Source organism: Arsenicicoccus sp. UBA2120 (assembly GCF_002330965.1).
Taxonomy (GTDB): Bacteria; Actinomycetota; Actinomycetes; order Actinomycetales; family Dermatophilaceae; genus Arsenicicoccus; species Arsenicicoccus bolidensis.
Window position 1 is genome coordinate 1 of sequence record NZ_DCYC01000037.1, and the last position, 17,094, is coordinate 17,094.

A 17,094-nucleotide genomic window follows, 5' to 3' on the forward strand; every position below is an offset into this window, starting at 1 on the left:
GGCGAACTCGATGATCGCGACGACGACCGACGCGATGGGTGCTGGCGCTGCGGGTGGCAACATCACCAAGTACACGTGGGACACGGCGAACAATCCGACCCAGGTGCAGATCCCCACCGGTGCCATGACGTCGGCGGTGTACACCACAGGCGGGGCATGCGGATCCACCGACTCGGCCAACCCGGACCGGCCCAAGTGCCTCACCGACGACGCGGGCAACAAGACCTCGATGACCTACGACGCCGTCGGGAACCTGACCAGCAAGACCGACACCACCGCCACCGGCGGGGCTGCATTGAAGTACACGTGGAGCGTGCCCGGCTCGACGGACAACACGAAGAACTGCTCCCCGTTCGCGGGCCAGCTGTGCACCATCACCAAGGGCAACGGCAACGTCACCCGGTACACGTACAACGCGAACGGTGACCTGACCAAGGTCACGCCACCGTCCCCGCTGGGAGTCCAGACCTTCGAGTACGACTCCCTGGGCCGGATGACGGCCTCGATCAACGGCCGCGGCCACCGGATCACGTACACCTGGGACAACCAGGACCGGAAGGTGAGCTACACCATCCCGGACACCCCCGCGGGGAACCCGTGGACGAACTATCTGACCTACGACGCCGACGGCAATGTCACCTACAACCAGTCCACCATGGGCTATGACGCGCTGAACCGGCTGGTGTCGATGAAGACCCCGGCGCACGCGAACCCCTCGACCGTGGGCTATGACCCGGCCGGGAACGTCACCACCTCCACCGACCCTGACGGTAACGCCACCACGTACACCTACGACGCCGCGAACCAGGTCACCACGGCCGGGTTCCCCGGCGCCACCTGCAGCCAGGACCTCGCCTCGCAGGCCGGGTGCGTCAAGTTCGGCTATAACGCGAACGGCCTGGAGAACAAGCGGGTCATGCCCGCCAACGTCGTCCAGGACATCACCTACGACAACTCCTCCCGGGTGACTCGCACCAAGGCCGGCTCTCCGAACCAGGCAGTCTTGAACGACTTCGCCTACACGTACACCGCCACGGGCGGTGGGGACCGCACCCAGGTGCAGACCATGACCGACAACGTGGGCTACGCCGCTAATGGCGCCACGGCCATCCCCAAGGGCGCGGTCACCAGCTACGGCTATGACTCCCTCAAGCGACTGACCAGCGCGACGGAGAAGACCCCCGCGGGCGCCGCGTCGGCGTCGTACGCCTACGCGTATGACAAGAACGGCAACCGCACCAGCCAGACCCGGACGGGAAGCCTGGGGTACAACGCGCAGCCCGGCACCACCAGCTACGGGTACAACACCGCGGACCAGCTGACCACCCTCAACGGTGACGCCAGCAAGTTCTCCTACGACGCCGACGGCAACGAGCTCACCGCGCCTGGAGACACCGGCGTCGGGGTGCCCAACCGCAGCAGTGAGTGGACCGCTGACAACGTGGCCACCGCGATGACCACCCATGGCAGTGACCGGTACGAGTACGGCTACGTTCAGCACAGCGACCAGGGCAACCTGATGTGGTGGAACCACGGTTCCACCCAGCAGCGATCCCCGATCGGGCTGGACACCACCGTTACCGAGTCCTCGGGTACCACCAAGTACCTGCTGCACCCTTCGGGCAAGCCCCTGGCGTACAAGTGGGTCGCCAACGGCGGGGACTGGAAGACCGACCCCGGCCTTTACTACCTGACTGACCGGCAGGGCTCGGTCACCAGCACCGCGACCGGTGACCACGGCCTCGAAGCCGCGATCTACCGATACTCCCCCTACGGGGAATGGCGCGTCGCCGACGAGCACTACGACGGCGGCACCAAGGCCAACCGTATCCAGTTCCACGGCCTTCTCTACGACGACGCCACCGGCCTCTACCGCACCGACACCCGCTGGTACGACCCCGGCACCGGCCGCTTCACCCAACCCGACACCGCCGCCAAGGAAGCCAACCCCTACCTGTACGCAGGCGCTAACCCATGCAACGCCACCGACCCCACCGGTGAGTCATGCACCAAGGCTATGGTCGGAGCGGCCATAGGTGCCGGGGGGATGGTCGCCAGCGCCATCGGCGTGGGAGTATTCGCCCTTGGCACTCCCGTCACAGGTGGTCTTTCGAGCGTCGGCGCGTATGCTTCAGGTGTCGGTTTCGTGCTGTCGGCGGGTGGCCTGGCTCTGTCCATTGATTCAGTTAGGGAGTCGTGTGGATAGCTATCAGAAGAACAGGACCTTACGGTTTTACCGGCGTCTTCTGCCGTTCTTCAGCTGCGCGGTTCTATTCGGCATATTTCTCTATGCCTATCTTTACACCGACACCTGGGGGTGGCTGATTGCAGGAGCGATCTCTGTAACTGCCAGCCTCTACTTCCTAAGGGTGGCTCTGCTCAAACAGCGAAGGGAAGACTCTGAACGAGGGTGACTCTCGTAACGGTAGACATCGCGAGTTGCTCCTTCTGGGTCGTGGTGGCCGCCCCGGCTTCGGGTCGTCTTGCGCTGCTCCCAGCGCCTCGATCAGCGAAGTCATCAGCGGGGTTCATTGGAGTAAAGCTGGACATGTCCGAAATCTAGGCGACATGCCGTGGTGTGCCTAGGGCGTGTCTCCCAAAGGTGTGCGTGGTGACCCGCGATTCTTGGTGCCATGTCGCGGATGCAGGTGCTCTCGGATGATGAGTGGGAGCTGATCGAACCGTTCATGCCGAGCTCGGATGGCAAGCGGGGCAGGCGTTTTCGTGATCACCGCGTCGTTGTCGAGGGGATCATCTACCGGTACCGGACCGGGATCGCGTGGCGGGACCTGCCGGGCGAGTTCGGCCCCTGGCAGACCGTGTGGAAGCGACACCGCCGGTTCGCGGGGGACGGGACCTGGGACCGGGTCCTGACCGCGCTGCTCGTGCGCGCGGATGCCGCGGGGGTGATCGACTGGGACACCGCGGTCGACTCCACGATCGGGCGAGCTCACCAGCACGCGACGAACACCACCCGCCTCGCGGGGGGCTCTGTCGAATCACAAGAATCTGCTCACCGAGCCGGCTGACCACGCCGTCGGCAGGTCCCGCGGAGGCCTGTCCACGAAGGTCCACCAGCTGTGCGACGGCAAGGGCCGCCCGATCGTGGTGCTGCTCGGTCCCGGTCAGGGCAGCGACTCGACGATGTTCGCGAACCTGCTTGCCGCTTTGCGGATCCCGCGCCCAGGCCCGGGTCGCCCCCGCACGACACCGGACGCGGTGATGGCCGACAAGGCGTACTCCTCCCGAGCCCACCGCGCGCTGCTGCGCGCACGGGGAATCACGGCCGTGATCGCCGAGCCCCGCGACCAGCAGGCCAACCGCAAACGCCGCGGCTCGGCCGGTGGGCGTCCCCCGAAGACCGACCCGCACCTGTACGCCAAACGCCACGTCATCGAGAACGGCTTCCAACGCATCAAGCAATGGCGAGGCCTCGCGACCCGCTACGACAAGCTCGCCATCACCTACCGCGCCGGCATCCTCCTACGCGCCATCACCCTCTGGCTACCAGAATTGAGAGACACGCCCTAGGGGACCGACCTCACTAGGGACGATTCCACGACCGCCGTCCCCCAGGGGGGTGCCTGCGGCGACGCACCGGTGACGGACGGTCGCGCTCGGCTCACGGTCAGCGTCGTGTCGAGGCACCCATGACCTGGCGGCGGGCGGGGCTGACCCATCGGCCGGTGGACGGAGCGGCCCAGGCGCGACCCAGCGCGGTCAGGCACAGGGCCGCATCGAGGATCCGCAGGAGGGGGAAGGCCACGGCATACAGCAGGTAGGACGCTCGACGGGTGCTGACCGCGGCCAGGACCGACAGGATCAGGTCCGGGAGCAGCACCCCTAGCAGCACGTCCTTGACCGTGAGGAGGCCACCGAGCCAGACGAGCCACCCGGGAGGACCGGCGACGGCACCGGCGAGCGCGCTCGCCAGCAGGCTGCACGCCAGCAGGGGGACGACGAGCAGCCACACGAGGGACGCGACCACCACCTCCACCACGAAGGCGCCCAGCGCCGTCCAGAACACACCGCGGTGCAGTCCGTGCAGGCGCACCGTCTGCCAGAAGCCGAGCATCCACCGGCGCATCTGGTGGCGGTAGTCCCGCAACCGGTCGGGGTCCTGCGTGTAGGCCGTCGCGGACTGCGGGTGGAAGTCGATGCGGCCGAGGCCCTTGCGATGCACCTCGAAGGTCATGTTGAAGTCCTCGATCACCAGTCCCGGTGCCACCACGTCGATCTCGCGCAGGGCGCTGGTGCGATAGAGGCTGGCAAAGCCGGGGACGATGGGCACGGCGTTGGCCGCGCGCGCGGCCTGGCCGTACTTGAGGAGCAGCTGCACGGCGACGTAGAGGCGCTCGCGGTAGGCGACGAGGAGGCGCCCGAGCAGGGTGGGGGAAGGCGGGTCGAACAGGGTCCGGGCGCGCCCGGCGACGGCCACCACGTCGGGGTCGGCGAGGTGCGGCAGCGCGGTGGACAGGTAGTCGTCGGCCGGCTGGGTGTCGGCGTCGAGCAGCATCACGACCTCGTAGCGGTCGCAGAGGCCGAAGTGCTCGATGCCGGCGGCGAGGGCGCCGGCCTTCCCGCGGTTGGGGTGCAGGTCCAGGACGTTGACGCCGCAGGCCCGGGCGAGCTCCGCGGTGCGGTCGTGGGAGCCGTCGCTGACGATGTGGATCTGCTGGGGCGGGACCAGGGCCGAGGCGCTGCGGATGGTCTGCTCGATCACGAGCTCCTCGTCGTGCGCGGCCACGAGGACCGCCACCTGGTCCAGGCCCGGCGGGTCCGTGTGCGCACGGTGGGACCCCTGGTGCGTGCGGCTGGTCGTCCTGCGTCGCCCGGCCACCAGACGGCCGACACCGACCAACGACCACACCGTCGTGGAGATGCCCACGACCAGCACGGCCAGCACCAGACCGGTCATCCGTCACCGCCTCGGTCCCGCCGCCGAGACCATGCCGGACGGCCCGGGCGCACGGCGGCGATGGACAGACCATGCCTTGCTCACCCGAGGGCAGGGGAGGGTTGGCCTGGGCGAGGCAGCTCAGAGCCCCCCGGGTGGCGGACGACGACCACGCTCGGTCAGCGGCGGCCACCCCCGTCGTCGGCGCGGCGACGTCGGGTCAGGCGGCTCAGGCTCACCAGCCCCCCTACGGCGAGGACGAGGGCCAGGCCGACCCACGGCCACGGGGAGCTGCCACCCGAGGAGGCGGAGGCCGACGGGCTCGCGGGCTGGGCGGTCGGGCTCGTCGTCGCGGGGCTGGTCGACGTGGGGCCGGTCGACGTGGGGCTCGACGAGGCGGGCGCGCTCGTCGTCGCGGGGGACGAGGTGGGCGTGGTGGACGTGGTGGACGTGGGAGCACCGGTGGCCCCGGACGTCGCGAGCGTGAAGTGCAGCTCGCCGGCGATCCGGTGGGTGTCGGCGCTGACGACGCTGTAGACGACGCGGTAGCGGCCGTCGACCAGCCCGGCAGGGAGCCGGGCGCTGACCACGGGGCCGGCGACCGTGGCTGCCTCGGCGACCTGGCGACCCTCGGGGTCGGTGACGATGACCTTGCTGAACTGTCCCTTGACGTCCTCGTTGAAGGTCAGGGTCACCGCCGTCGGTGCGGTGCGCAGGGTGCTTCCGTCGGCGGGGTCGGCGGACACGAGGGCCGAGTGCGCGGACGCAGGCCCGGCACCGAGCAGGGCGAGCGCTGCGGTGAGGAGGATCAGCAGCGGCAGGGCGACGTGGCGGGCTGGGCTGACGTGGGTGGGCATGGTTCCTTCCGGTCTGGACCCGTCTCGCGGCCGAGTTGTCCACAGGTCGTCGCGATCCGGTCGGCGTGGTCCCCAGGCAGAGCGGGCGCGTCCCGGGGTGGTGCAGGTCCTTCCTAGCATCCTCGCCAGGGCCGTCCATGGGAGGACGGCGCGGCGGCGGAGGTGAGCATGGACGGTGGTCAGGTCGTGGCGTGCGCGGCGGTGCTGGAGCAGCACGCGGCGGGCATGGGGCGGGCGGCGGAGCGGCTCGCGCAGGCGGCCGCGGGGGTGGACTGGCAGTCCCCGGCCGCCCAGGCCGCCCGGGACCGGGTCGACGACCTCGTCGCCGGTCTGCGCGCGGGGTCCGAGCAGGTGCAGGAGGCGGCGGTCGCGGTCAGAGCGCACGGTATGGCGGTCTCCGCCGCCTGGGCCGAGCTCGTCTCGACCGCGGCCGCCGTCCACGACGCCGCCGACCAGGGGGCCGAGGCGGTGCGCCGGGTGTTGCGTGACGAGCCGGTGGGCACGGGCCTGGTGGGCCTCCGGTGACTGGGGACGGGCCCCGGATCACGGGCGTCGACGGCGGCGCCGGCGGCATCAGGGTGGTCGTGGACGACGTGCAGATGCTGGGCGTGCTGTGCCGGGGCGTGGGCGCCGATCTCGACGAGCTGGGCGTCGCGGGCGCCCTGGCAGGCGCGGGTCTCGCGGTCGACGCGACGGCTGTCCTCTCCCCGGCCACCGCGCTGGGGGCCGCCGCGGCGCTGCAGCGGTCGCTGATCGGCCCGTTCTCCCCGCTCGTCGTCGCGGGTGGCGCGCGGGTCGTCGGCAACGCCCTCGTCACGGCGGCGAGCGGCTACGACCTGGCCGAGGTCGCCAACACCGCCCTGTGGGACGCCCGCGACGCGGCCGGCGTGGTCCTCGCGGTCGAGGGCGTCGTCCGTGACCCGGTGGGCACGACCCGGTCGGTGGGGGAGGCCTACCTGACGGAGTCACTGCGGGCCGGGGAGCCGCTCTCACCCCGGGAGGCGGCCGACCGGTGGGCCGCTGACCACGCGGGGGAGCTGGAGCACCGGATCAACGGTGCCGCTGCCCTATCTGCCCCTTGGGTCGCGGTCGCCCGTCTCGCCCAGGGCGAGGAGGTCCTGGGGGAGCACGCGGAGCTGTCCCCGGTCGCGGTGGTCGCGCACGCCGCCGCGCCGCTGTGGGTCGACGGCGAACCCGTCCTGGTGGCCGCCGGGCCCGTGTCGGTCGGGCCGGCGCCTGGACGCACCGCCGACGTGGTGCGGGGCCTCGCCGAGACCAACGCGCGCGAGGACGGCACGATCGCGGTGCGGCGCATCACCAGCCGGCAGGACGGGACGGACCGGCAGGCGGTGCTCGTCGACGTCCCGGGCACCGACGCCTGGAGCCTGCCGGGGGAGGAGACGGACCAGGTCCGAGACCTCGGCGGCAACGTGGGCCTGATGGGTGGGGAGGCCACCGCCTACGCCCGTGGCGTCGAAGCGGCCGTGGTGGCGGCGGGCGTGCCCAAGGACGTGCCGATCGCGCTGGCGGGGCACTCGCAGGGCGGCATGGCCGCGGTGGTGGCCGCCGCCCGGTTGCGCAGCCAGGGCTACCGCGTGACGCACGTGCTCGCGGTGGCGGCGCCGATCGCCCACCTGCGGCAGCCGCGCGGCGTGACCACGCTGGCGCTCGACGGCGACCGGGACGTCGTCACCAAGCTCGACGGGCGCGCCAACGGCGACCGCGCGCGGCGGGTGACGGTGCGGTTCGACAGCGGTCTCGCGGGCACGGGCCCCAACCACGACCTGCGGACCTACGCCCGGGCGGCCGACGAGGTCGACGAGCTCGCCGCCACGGACCCCTCGCTGGCTCGCGTGGTCAGCGAGATGCGTGCGGTCGGCGTGCTCAACGAGGACGGGGCAGCGGCGTCGATGGAGACCACCCACGTCCGCATCACCGCCGACCGGCGATGGTGAGCCGCGAGGGCGCGGTTCGGGCAGGCAGCCGAGAGGCCCCGGACCGTCACGGTCCGGGGCCTCGCATCGACTGGGGTGAGTGACGGGACTTGAACCCGCGGCCACCTGGACCACAACCAGGTGCTCTACCAGCTGAGCTACACCCACCATGCACCTCGACCACGGTCGCCCGCGTCGAGCAGCGCGGACCATACTACCGTGGATCTGAGGTGCTTCCGACCACGTTAGGACCGACGTTCGGCCCGGGGCGGCCCGGGACGGACCAGGGCGCTCAGGCCCGGGGGGAGCCGCCGCCCCCGCCCTCGTGTTTCGCCGCGATCCCCCGCGCCTGGTCGGTCGTGGGCCCGGGCTGCGGCACGAACATCGCCTCGCGGTAGTAGCGCAGCTCGGCGATCGACTCGGTGATGTCGGCCAGCGCGCGGTGCCCACCGACCTTCTTGGGGGAGTTGAAGTACACCCGCGGGTACCACCGCCGGGACAGCTCCTTGATCGAGGAGACGTCGACGATCCGGTAGTGCAGGTAGGACTCGAGCTCGGCCATGTCCCGGGCGAGGAAGCCGCGGTCGGTCGCGACGGTGTTGCCCCCGAGCGGGGCCTTGCCGGGCTCGGGGACCCACTCGCGCACGTAGTCCAGGACGCGGGTCTGCGCCTCCGCCATCGTCACCCCGGAGTCCAGCTCGGCGAGCAGCCCGCTCGTCGTGTGCATCTCGCGCACGAAGTCGTTCATCTGGTCCAGGGCCGCCTGCTCCGGGCGGATGATCACGTCGACACCGTCGCCGAGCTGGTTGAGCTCGAAGTCCGTGACCAGCGCGGCCACCTCGATGAGCGCGTCGTGCTCGAGCGACAGCCCGGTCATCTCGCAGTCGATCCAGACGATCCGGTCGGTCAGGGCCTTGTCGGTGCCAGCGCTAGTCACCCGCCCCACTGTAGCCACCTCACCCGGACGGCTAGCCTGCAGGCATGAGTCGGTCGCCCGGGGGACCCCCGCTGTCCATGGCCGCAGCCGTCCCCCCTCGGCGGGCGACGCTGCGCCGCTGGCTCATGGTGGGTCTGCTCATGATCGGCTTCGGGCTGTGCTCGCTCGTGCTCCTCGGCGCGGTCGGCATCTCCACCGGCGTCGGCGCCGGGCTGCTCGGTCTCGTCTTCGCCGCCCTCCCCGTCGGGGTGGTGGTGCCGGCGTTCCTGTGGATCGACCGGCTCGAGAGCGAGCCGCGCCGGATGCTGGTGCTGGCCTTCGCGTGGGGTGCGGTGGTCGCCACGGCCGTGGCGCTGGTCGCCAACACGGGCACGATGGCGATCATCGCCGGTGCCACCGGGACCGACCCGACCTCGCTGGGCGCCGTCGTCGTGGCGCCGGTGGTCGAGGAGAGCGCCAAGGGGCTGGGCGTGCTGGTCATCCTGTGGCTGCAGCGCCGCGAGTTCGACGGCGTGGTCGACGGCCTCGTCTACGCCGGCCTGGTCGCGGGCGGCTTCGCGTTCGGCGAGAACATCCTCTACCTCGGCCGCGCCTTCAACGAGGCGGGAGGCGCCGGCCTCGTCGCGACGTTCGTCCTGCGAGGCGTCGTCGGCCCGTTCGCGCACCCGATCTTCACGTGCTGCACGGGGGTAGGGATAGGGGTCGCGGTCTACCGCAGGCGCGGCCCCCTGCGCCTGGTCGCGCCGGTGGCCGGGTGGGCCGTCGCGGTGGCGCTGCACGCCGCCTGGAACCTCTCCGCCGTGGCCGGCCTCGAGGGCTTCCTCACGGGTTATGTCCTCCTGCAGGTGCCCTTCTTCGCGGCGTTCGTGGCCCTGGCCGTGTGGGCCCGGCGCCGGGAGGCACGGATCATCTCGGTCGAGCTGACGCGCTACGCCAGGGCCGGGTGGTTGGCCCCGACGGAGGTCGCCATGCTCTCCTCCGTTCCGGCGCGGCGCCAGGCCCGGGAGTGGGCGCGCGGCATCGGGGGCCGCCGTAGCCAGGCGGCCATGGACCGGTTCCAGGACGCGGCCAGCGACCTCGCGATGCTGCGGCACCGCATGGAGCTCGGCGACGTCGACGACGGCGTGCTCGCACTGGAACGTCACCTGCTGGCCACCATGATGGAGTGTCGGTCGCGGTTCGTCGGCTCGCGCGCCCTGTAAGGTCTGGGCCGTCGGTCCGCGTCGCGGTCAGGGAGCAGAGCAGGGACGTCATACGTGGCAACGGCACAGCTGAGCGGCGGCAGCACGCCGCCCGAGCGCACCCTGGTCGACCTCCTCGACGAGGTCGTCCGGGACCACCCCGACGCACCGGCCCTGGACGACGGCACGACGGTCCTGTCGTATGCCGAGCTGCGCACCGCCGCCTCGCGGCTCGCCGACCGGCTGCGCGACGAGGGAGTGCGCCGCGGCGACAAGGTCGGGGTGCGCGTCCCGTCGGGCACCTGCGACCTCTACGTCGCGATCGTGGCGATCCTGCTCGCCGGGGCGGCCTACGTCCCGGTCGACGCCGACGACCCGATCGAGCGGGCCGAGCTCGTCTTCTCCGAGGCGGGGGCGGTCGCGGTGGTCGGCGCGGGCCTGCGGCTGCAGCTGCTCGACCTCGAGGCCGACCGGCCCGCCGACCAGCGCGGACGTCCCACGCCGGACGACGACGCGTGGGTGATCTTCACCTCCGGGTCCACCGGCACCCCCAAGGGCGTGGCGGTGACCCACCGCAGCGCGGCGGCCTTCGTCGACGCGGAGGGACGCATGTTCCTCCAGGACGCACCCCAGGGCCCGGGCGACCGGGTCCTCGCCGGCCTGTCCGTCGCCTTCGACGCCAGCTGCGAGGAGATGTGGCTCGCGTGGGGCCACGGCGCCTGCCTCGTGCCCGCACCGCGTGCCCTCGTCCGCACGGGCATGGACCTCGGCCCCTGGCTCGTCGAGCGCGGGATCACCATCGTCTCGACGGTCCCGACGCTCGCGGCGCTGTGGCCCGCCGCGAGCCTGGACGCCGTGCGGCTGCTCATCTTCGGCGGCGAGGCCTGCCCGCCCGAGCTGGCCGAGCGGCTGGTGCGCCCCGGCCGTGAGGTGTGGAACACCTACGGTCCAACCGAGGCCACGGTCGTCGCGTGCGGTGCGCGGATGACCGGCGAGGGTGCCGTCTCGATCGGCCTGCCCCTCGACGGCTGGCAGCTCGCGATCGTCAGGGACGGCGAGCTCGTCGCCGAGGGCGAGGTCGGCGAGCTGATCATCGGCGGCGTCGGCCTGGCCCGCTACCTCGACCCGGCCAAGGACGCCGAGAAGTACGCCCCCCTGCCCCTGCTCGGCTGGGACCGCGCCTACCGCTCGGGCGACCTCGTCCGCTACGAGCCCGACGGCCTGATCTTCATGGGCCGCGCCGACGAGCAGGTCAAGCTCGGGGGCCGCCGCATCGAGCTCGGCGAGGTCGACGCGGCCCTGCAGGCGCTGCCCGAGGTGGCCGGCGCCGCCGCCGCGGTCCGCACCACCGACGCGGGCAACCAGATCCTCGTCGGCTACGCCGTGCCGAACGACCCCGACGGCTTCGACCGCGCCCAGGCCCGCAGCGAGCTCGCGAGCGTCCTGCCCGCCGCGCTGGTGCCCCTCATCGCCGTCGTCGACACCCTCCCCACCAAGACCTCCGGCAAGGTCGACCGGGACGCCCTGCCCTGGCCGCTGCCCGACCTCGCGCCGAGCGCCCCGGGCGCTCCGGGCGGCACGAGCGAGCTGACCGGCACCACGGCCTGGCTCGCCGAGCAGTGGTCCTCGGTGCTCGGCTCACCCGTGACCAGCCCGGACGACGACTTCTTCGGCCTCGGCGGGTCCAGCCTCACCACCGCGCAGCTGGTCTCGGTCCTGCGCTCGACCCACCCCGAGATGACGGTCGCCGACGCCTACGCCCACCCGCGCCTCGCGGACCAGGCGTCCTACCTCGACGTCATGGCGGCGCGCCTGCGCGCCGACGACACCCCACCGCGCACCGTGACCCCCGTGCCCCGGCGGGCCCAGCTCGTGCAGCTGCTTCTCGGCATACCCCTGTCGACGGTCACGGGGCTGCAGTGGCTGGTGGGGGTCGCCGCCGCCAACTCCGTCGCCGCCCTGGTCTGGGACATCCCCTGGGCGCCCACCGCCCCGTGGTGGGCCGTCCTGCTCGGCTGGTTCCTGCTGCTGACGCCCGTCGGGCGGATGGGCATCACGGTCGTCGGGGCCCGCCTGCTCCTGCGCGGAGTCCGCCCCGGCAGCTACCCCCGCGGCGGCTCGGTGCACCTGCGCCTGTGGGCCGCCGAGCGGCTGGCCGAGGCCGTCGGCGCCGTGACGATGGCCGGTGCGCCGTGGATCGTCTACTACGCCCGCGCCCTCGGCGCCAAGATCGGCCGCGACGCCGACCTGCACACCCTGCCTCCCATCACCGGCCTCCTGTCGCTCGGTCGCGGTGCCTCGATCGAGCCCGAGGTCGATCTCGCCGGGCACTGGCTCGACGGTGACGTCCTGCACGTCGGGCAGGTCACGGTTCGCCCTGGCGCGGTCGTCGGAGGCCGTTCCACCCTCGGGCCCGGCGCAGTCGTGGGCCGCGACGCCGAGGTGCTGCCCGGGTCCTATGTCACCGGGGTCGTGCCCGACGGCGAGCTGTGGGCGGGCTCGCCCGCCACCAAGGTCGGCCGGGCGCGCCCGACCTGGCCCACCGAGCGTCCGGCCCAGTCGCGTGCCTGGCTGACGGCGTATGCCGTGAGCTCGGTCCTGCTCGGCCTCGTCCCCACCCTCGCCGTCGTGCCAGCCGCCGCGCTGGTGCTCTGGGCCGTCCACGACGCGCCGACGCTGTCCGAGGCCCTGCTGCGGGCCCTCGTGTGGACGCCACCGGCCACCGTGGTCGCGATGCTCACCCTCATGCTGCTGACGCTGGTCTGCGTGCGGCTGCTGGGTCTGGGGCTGCGCCCCGGCTACCACCCCGTCCGGTCCCGCATCGGCTGGCAGGTGTGGGCCACCGAGCGCCTCCTCGACAGCGCGCGCACCCAGCTGTTCCCCATCTACGCCAGCCTGTTCACCCCGGTGTGGCTGCGGCTGCTGGGCGCCCGCGTCGGCAAGAACGTCGAGGCCTCCACCGTCCTGCTGCTGCCCGCGATGACCCGGGTGGGGGAGGGCGCCTTCCTGGCCGACGACACGATGATCGCGTCCTACGAGCTCGGCGGCGGCTGGGTGCACATCGAGCGGGCCAAGGTCGGCAAGCGGGCCTTCCTCGGCAACTCGGGCATGGCCGCGCCGGGGCGCAGCGTCCCCAAGAACGGCCTGGTCGCCGTCCTCTCTGCCGCTCCCGCCAAGTCCAAGTCGGGCTCGTCGTGGCTGGGGAGCCCGCCGGTGCGCCTGCAGCGGCAGGCCACCGACCACGACCTGTCGCGGACCTACCACCCCACCCCCGGGCTCAAGGTCGCCCGCGCCCTGGTGGAGCTGTGCCGCGTCATACCCGTCATGTGCACGATCGCCCTCGCGGTGCTCGTGGTGGCGACCCTCGAGGTCCTGTGGGTGCAGGTCGGCTGGTGGGCCGCCGCCCTGCTCGCCGGTGTGGTGCTGCTGCTGACCGGGGTGCTGGCCGGCGCGATCACCGTCGCGGTCAAGTGGCTGCTCGTCGGCCGGCTGCGCGTCGTGGAGCACCCGCTGTGGAGCACCTTCGTGTGGCGCAACGAGGTCGTCGACACCTTCGTCGAGATGGTGGCCGCCCCCTGGCTCGCCTGGGCCGCGACCGGCACGCCGGTCCTCAACGTCTGGCTGCGCGCCCTCGGGGCCCGGATCGGGCACGGCGTCTGGTGCGAGAGCTACTGGCTGCCGGAGGCCGACCTGGTCACCCTGCGAGACGGGGTGAGCGTCAACCGTGGATGCGTCCTGCAGACCCACCTCTTCCATGATCGGATCATGCAGATGGACACCGTCACCCTCGACACCGGCGCCACCATGGGCCCGCACGGCGTGATCCTGCCTGCCGCCGGCCTCGGCGAGTCCACGACCGTCGGCCCGGCGTCCCTCGTGCTGCGTGGCGAGCAGGTGCCCGCCGGGACCCGCTGGATCGGCAACCCCATCGCCCCCTGGGCGGGCTCCGCATGAGGCCACCCGCGCTGCCGCGCCCGCGCACCTCGGCCGAGCTCGAGCCCGACCCCTACGTCCCCGCGCACGGCGACACGAGCTACACCGTCGCCCACTACGACCTGGAGCTCGACTACCGCGTGGCGAGCAACCGCCTGGCCGGGCGCGCCCGCATCCACGTGCGCCCCACCCGCCGCATCGACCGGCTGGCCCTCGACCTCGCCGGCCCGCTGGCGGTCGCCAAGGTCCTGGTGGACGGCAAGCGAGCCCGCTACGCCCACCGCGCGGCCCGGCTCACCGTCACGCTCCCGGGTCAGGTCTCCGCCGGGGCGGTGCTCGTGGTCGAGGTGCAGTGGTCGGGCAACCCGCGCCCGAGCCGGAGCCTGTGGGGCGAGGTCGGCTGGGAGGAGCTGACCGAGGGCGTGCTCGTCGCCGGCCAGCCCGACGGCGCCCCCACGTGGTTCCCCTGCAACGACCACCCCGGCATCAAGTCGACCTACGCGACGACGGTGACCTGCGACTCGCCATACACCGTCGTCACCAACGGCGTGCTGGTGCAGCGGGTCGTGCGGGGATCGCGGACCAGCTGGACCTACGAGCAGCGCGAGCCCATGGCGCCCTACCTCGCGAGCGTGCAGATCGGGGCTTACACCGCCGCGCGCATCGCCGACGCCCCCGACGTCCCGCAGACCCTGCACGTCCCGCCACGGCTCAAGGCCGAGGCGCTGCACGACTTCGGGCGCCAGCCGCAGATGATGGCCGTGTTCACCGAGCTCTTCGGGCCCTACCCGTTCCCCGCCTACGACGTGGTCGTGACGGACGACCCGCTCGAGATCCCGCTGGAGTCGCAGGGGTTCTCGACGTTCGGGGCCAACCACTGCACCGGGCGCCGGTCCGAGGAGCGGCTGGTGGCGCACGAGCTCGCGCACCAGTGGTTCGGCAACGCCGTCGGCGTCGCGACCTGGCAGCACATCTGGCTCAACGAGGGCTTCGCCTGCTACGCCGAGTGGCTGTGGTCGCCGCACGCCGGCGGTCAGTCCACCGACGCCCACGCCCGCCGCTGGCACGCGTCCCTCAAGCGTCAGCCGCAGGACCTGGTCCTCGCCGACCCGGGGGCGCGCGACATGTTCGACGACCGCGTCTACAAGCGCGGCGCCCTGACCCTGCACGCGCTGCGGATCACGGTGGGTGACAGCGTCTTCGGCGAGCTGGTGCAGTCCTGGGTGGCCGACCACCTGCACTCCGTCGTCACCACCGACATGTTCGTGACCCACGCCCAGCGGTATGGCGGAGCGACCGCCCGCTCGCTGCTCAAGGCGTGGCTCGAGCAGCCGACCCTGCCCGAGCTCCCTCGCCGCTGACGCTGCTGCCGGTCGGCTGGGTCCGGCCGACTCGCCGGCGCGTGCACAACTGCTGCACTATGGTCGGTCTCCCACGTGAGTTCCGTTGTGCCGCAACAGGTGGATCTCGACCGCTCTCCCTATGTGCAGCACGTGTGCCCGCCGCTGGGGCGGGTGGCACCTCGACGGCGGCGTGCGCCTGTCACGGCTGCCATCGCACGGAGGTTGGACGGGCGCAGCTAGTCGACGCGGAGGAGCTCGTCGCCGTCGAGCTGGGTGACGTCGATCGCCGCGACCCGGTCGTCCACGTCGTGCAGGGCCACGGCCGCGGCATACGATCCTGGCACCCTCAGGTCCGCGAGATGCACCGTGGGGGAGGGAGACTCGGGCCAGGCCAGCAGGGCCGGCTCCTCCGTCGGTGGGGTCACGCGCACGCTCGTCGGGTCGATCGTCATGCCGTGGCCGGTCGCCTTGAGGGCGGCCTCTTTGCGGACCCACCAGGTCGCCCGCGCCCAGTCGGCGTCGCGCTCGGACAGCTCCGCCAGCTCCTCGACCTCGGCAGGGTGCAGGGACACCTCGGCGAATCCCTCGAAGCCGCAGGCGGACTCGACCTCCACGTCCACGCCGACCGGGGCGGTGGGGGAGAGGGCCACCACGACGAGGTCGCCGGCGTGGCCGAGGCTGACGTGCTGGTCCAGGTCCGGGGCGAGCACCTTGCCGTGCTCGGTGGATCCGCAGGTGGGGCAACGGCGCTCGAGCACGACCTCGAGGGCGTCGACGCCGCAGCGGGAGGCCAGGGCGAGGCGCAGGAGGGCGTGCGAGGTGACGAGCCGAGCGCGGTCCGCCGGCCGGTGCAGCCCGTCCAGGCGGCGCAGCTCGTCGTCGTCGAGCAGCCCGCGCAGCGCGGGTATGTCGACCACGTGGGCCAGGTGGACCTCGACGTCCCCGGTGATCATGGGGTCATCGTCGCACCGCAGGTCACGGGGTGCAGGCAGCGGCGCGACCGGCCACTAGACTGGATGGCCGGCCCCCATAGCTCAACGGATAGAGCATCGGCCTTCTAATCCGACGGTTGCAGGTTCGAGTCCTGCTGGGGGCGCTTCAGGACAGGTCCGGCGGACCGAACACGTGATAGCCGTCGGCGCCGGGCTCGTAGGAGTAGCCCGACGAGAAGACCTGGCGGGTGAGCAGGCTCATGTCCAGCGACACGGCGCCGGCCAGCCCGTCGACCCGGTTGAGGGTCGCCAGGGCCGCGAGCCACCCGCGGGACTCGGCCTGGTCGAAGACGAACTCCTCCAGCGTGGCGACGTGGCCGCGGTACCGCGCCTCGAAGTCGTGCTCGGACATGCCCTGCTGGAAGGTCATCTCGGCGTAGGCAGCGTAGGCCTCGCCGTGCCGGTCGATGCCCTGCGCGACGGCGTTCATGGTCCACAGCTCCGGTTGCGCCATCGGATAGACGTGGTAGAAACCCATCCGGCCGTGGACCTGCCACTGGGTGTCGGCGGGGTCGCCGGGCAGCGAGCCGAGCGCCTGCTCGACCTGGCGCTCGGGGCGGGTCATGTCGATCCACTCGCCGACGCTGCACCCGGACCGGGCGACGTAGAGCATGGGGCGAGGTTGACGCTCGGCCTCCCGCCCGACCCAGCCGACCCGGATCGCCGACGCGCAGAAGCCCCGCAGGGCCTCGGTCCAGCTGGCGTGGCCGCAGGGGCGCAGGGTGGGGAGCTGGTCGAGGACGGCGTGCGGGTCGAGGATGTCGTAGATCACGAACTCGCCGAGCGGAGACTCTGCCTCCGGCTCCAGGTGCTCACCGATCACGTGGCACAGGGCGGCACCGGGACGACCGTGGACGGCCAGGTCCGACTCGAGGGCGGCGTCGGTCCACGCGGCCGTGCGGCGGTGCTCGCGCATCCAGCTGAGCTCGGCGACGTCCTCGGGGAGCGGCTGGGGGCGGTGTCGGTAGCTGTCGCTGAGGGGGGTGCCCGACATCCTCGCCTCCGTCTCTGTGATCTCGT

General features: G+C 72.2%; 12 protein-coding genes and 2 tRNA genes. 8 read left to right on the forward strand and 6 right to left on the reverse strand.

From position 1 onward, the window contains the following. Both B2P18_RS04755 and B2P18_RS04760 read left to right on the forward strand, forming a co-directional pair. A partial coding sequence (locus tag B2P18_RS04755; protein WP_286956206.1) for an RHS repeat-associated core domain-containing protein occupies positions 1-2,206 on the forward strand: 2,206 nt, incomplete at its 5' end. A gap of 427 nt (positions 2,207-2,633) precedes the next feature. Next, positions 2,634-3,531 (forward strand): IS5 family transposase gene (locus B2P18_RS04760; protein ID WP_286956207.1). Its coding sequence is split into 2 segments (ribosomal slippage): positions 2,634-2,984 and positions 2,986-3,531, totalling 897 coding nucleotides; the frame shifts between segments, so codons are not numbered across the junction. Positions 3,532-3,628: 97 nt separating this feature from the next. Here B2P18_RS04760 and B2P18_RS04765 read toward each other — a convergent pair. After that, positions 3,629-4,918 carry a glycosyltransferase family 2 protein gene (locus tag B2P18_RS04765; RefSeq protein WP_286956209.1) on the reverse strand — a complete coding sequence of 430 codons (1,290 nt, stop codon included), beginning with the start codon at positions 4,916-4,918 and terminating at the stop codon, positions 3,629-3,631. A 158-nt stretch (positions 4,919-5,076) separates the two neighbouring features. Beyond that, positions 5,077-5,754: a copper resistance CopC family protein gene (locus tag B2P18_RS04770; RefSeq protein ID WP_286956211.1), complete on the reverse strand. Its 678-nt coding sequence runs from the start codon at positions 5,752-5,754 to the stop codon at positions 5,077-5,079. Positions 5,755-5,922: 168 nt separating this feature from the next. On the opposite strand from B2P18_RS04770, the gene B2P18_RS04775 reads away from it, so the two are divergent. Both B2P18_RS04775 and B2P18_RS04780 read left to right on the forward strand, forming a co-directional pair. Continuing rightward, entirely contained in the window at positions 5,923-6,279 is a 357-nt protein-coding gene (locus B2P18_RS04775; protein WP_286956212.1) for a hypothetical protein, read from the forward strand. Next, entirely contained in the window at positions 6,276-7,709 is a 1,434-nt protein-coding gene (locus B2P18_RS04780) for a thioesterase domain-containing protein (RefSeq protein ID WP_286956214.1), read from the forward strand. The genes B2P18_RS04775 and B2P18_RS04780 overlap by 4 nt, the downstream gene beginning before the upstream one ends. A 71-nt stretch (positions 7,710-7,780) precedes the next feature. Here B2P18_RS04780 and B2P18_RS04785 read toward each other — a convergent pair. Both B2P18_RS04785 and orn read right to left on the reverse strand, forming a co-directional pair. Then, positions 7,781-7,856: transfer RNA gene (locus B2P18_RS04785), tRNA-His, on the reverse strand. A gap of 124 nt (positions 7,857-7,980) precedes the next feature. Next, on the reverse strand, positions 7,981-8,625 hold the full coding sequence (gene orn / locus B2P18_RS04790) for an oligoribonuclease (protein ID WP_286956217.1): 645 nt from the start codon (positions 8,623-8,625) through the stop codon (positions 7,981-7,983). A gap of 44 nt (positions 8,626-8,669) precedes the next feature. Between orn and B2P18_RS04795 the strand changes: the two genes are divergently transcribed. From B2P18_RS04795 to B2P18_RS04805, 3 genes are read left to right on the forward strand one after another with little or no spacing between them, the layout of a single operon-like run. Then, the gene (locus B2P18_RS04795) at positions 8,670-9,827 is read left to right on the forward strand and encodes a PrsW family intramembrane metalloprotease (RefSeq protein WP_286956221.1); all 1,158 of its coding nucleotides are present in this window, start codon (positions 8,670-8,672) and stop codon (positions 9,825-9,827) included. 54 nt (positions 9,828-9,881) lie between these two features. After that, positions 9,882-13,760: a Pls/PosA family non-ribosomal peptide synthetase gene (locus tag B2P18_RS04800; RefSeq protein WP_286956225.1), complete on the forward strand. Its 3,879-nt coding sequence runs from the start codon at positions 9,882-9,884 to the stop codon at positions 13,758-13,760. Then, complete coding sequence (locus tag B2P18_RS04805) at positions 13,757-15,100, forward strand: M1 family metallopeptidase (RefSeq protein WP_286956228.1); 1,344 nt, start codon at positions 13,757-13,759, stop codon at positions 15,098-15,100. Before B2P18_RS04800 ends, B2P18_RS04805 begins: the two co-directional genes overlap by 4 nt. A 218-nt stretch (positions 15,101-15,318) precedes the next feature. Here the strand turns inward: B2P18_RS04805 and B2P18_RS04810 are convergent, their stop codons facing one another. Next, positions 15,319-16,035 (reverse strand): 4'-phosphopantetheinyl transferase family protein, encoded by a 717-nt coding sequence (locus B2P18_RS04810; RefSeq protein WP_019287750.1) that lies wholly within the window; start codon positions 16,033-16,035, stop codon positions 15,319-15,321. 70 nt (positions 16,036-16,105) lie between these two features. Between B2P18_RS04810 and B2P18_RS04815 the strand changes: the two genes are divergently transcribed. After that, a tRNA-Arg gene (locus B2P18_RS04815) sits at positions 16,106-16,178 on the forward strand. Between the two features lie 2 nt (positions 16,179-16,180). On the opposite strand, the gene B2P18_RS04820 is transcribed toward B2P18_RS04815, so the two are convergent. Further along, positions 16,181-17,094, reverse strand: a 914-nt coding sequence (locus B2P18_RS04820) for an antirestriction protein ArdA (protein WP_286956232.1), incomplete at its 5' end; no start/stop codon positions are given.

Excerpts from the sequence above, each read along its gene's own strand:
- B2P18_RS04810 (WP_019287750.1), bottom strand. The coding sequence starts at position 16,035 with ATGATCACCGGGGACGTCGAGGTCCACCTGGCCCACGTGGTCGACATA.
- B2P18_RS04775 (WP_286956212.1), top strand. The coding sequence starts at position 5,923 with ATGGACGGTGGTCAGGTCGTGGCGTGCGCGGCGGTGCTGGAGCAGCAC.
- B2P18_RS04765 (WP_286956209.1), bottom strand. The coding sequence starts at position 4,918 with ATGACCGGTCTGGTGCTGGCCGTGCTGGTCGTGGGCATCTCCACGACG.
- B2P18_RS04770 (WP_286956211.1), bottom strand. The coding sequence starts at position 5,754 with ATGCCCACCCACGTCAGCCCAGCCCGCCACGTCGCCCTGCCGCTGCTG.
- B2P18_RS04805 (WP_286956228.1), top strand. The coding sequence starts at position 13,757 with ATGAGGCCACCCGCGCTGCCGCGCCCGCGCACCTCGGCCGAGCTCGAG.
- B2P18_RS04795 (WP_286956221.1), top strand. The coding sequence starts at position 8,670 with ATGAGTCGGTCGCCCGGGGGACCCCCGCTGTCCATGGCCGCAGCCGTC.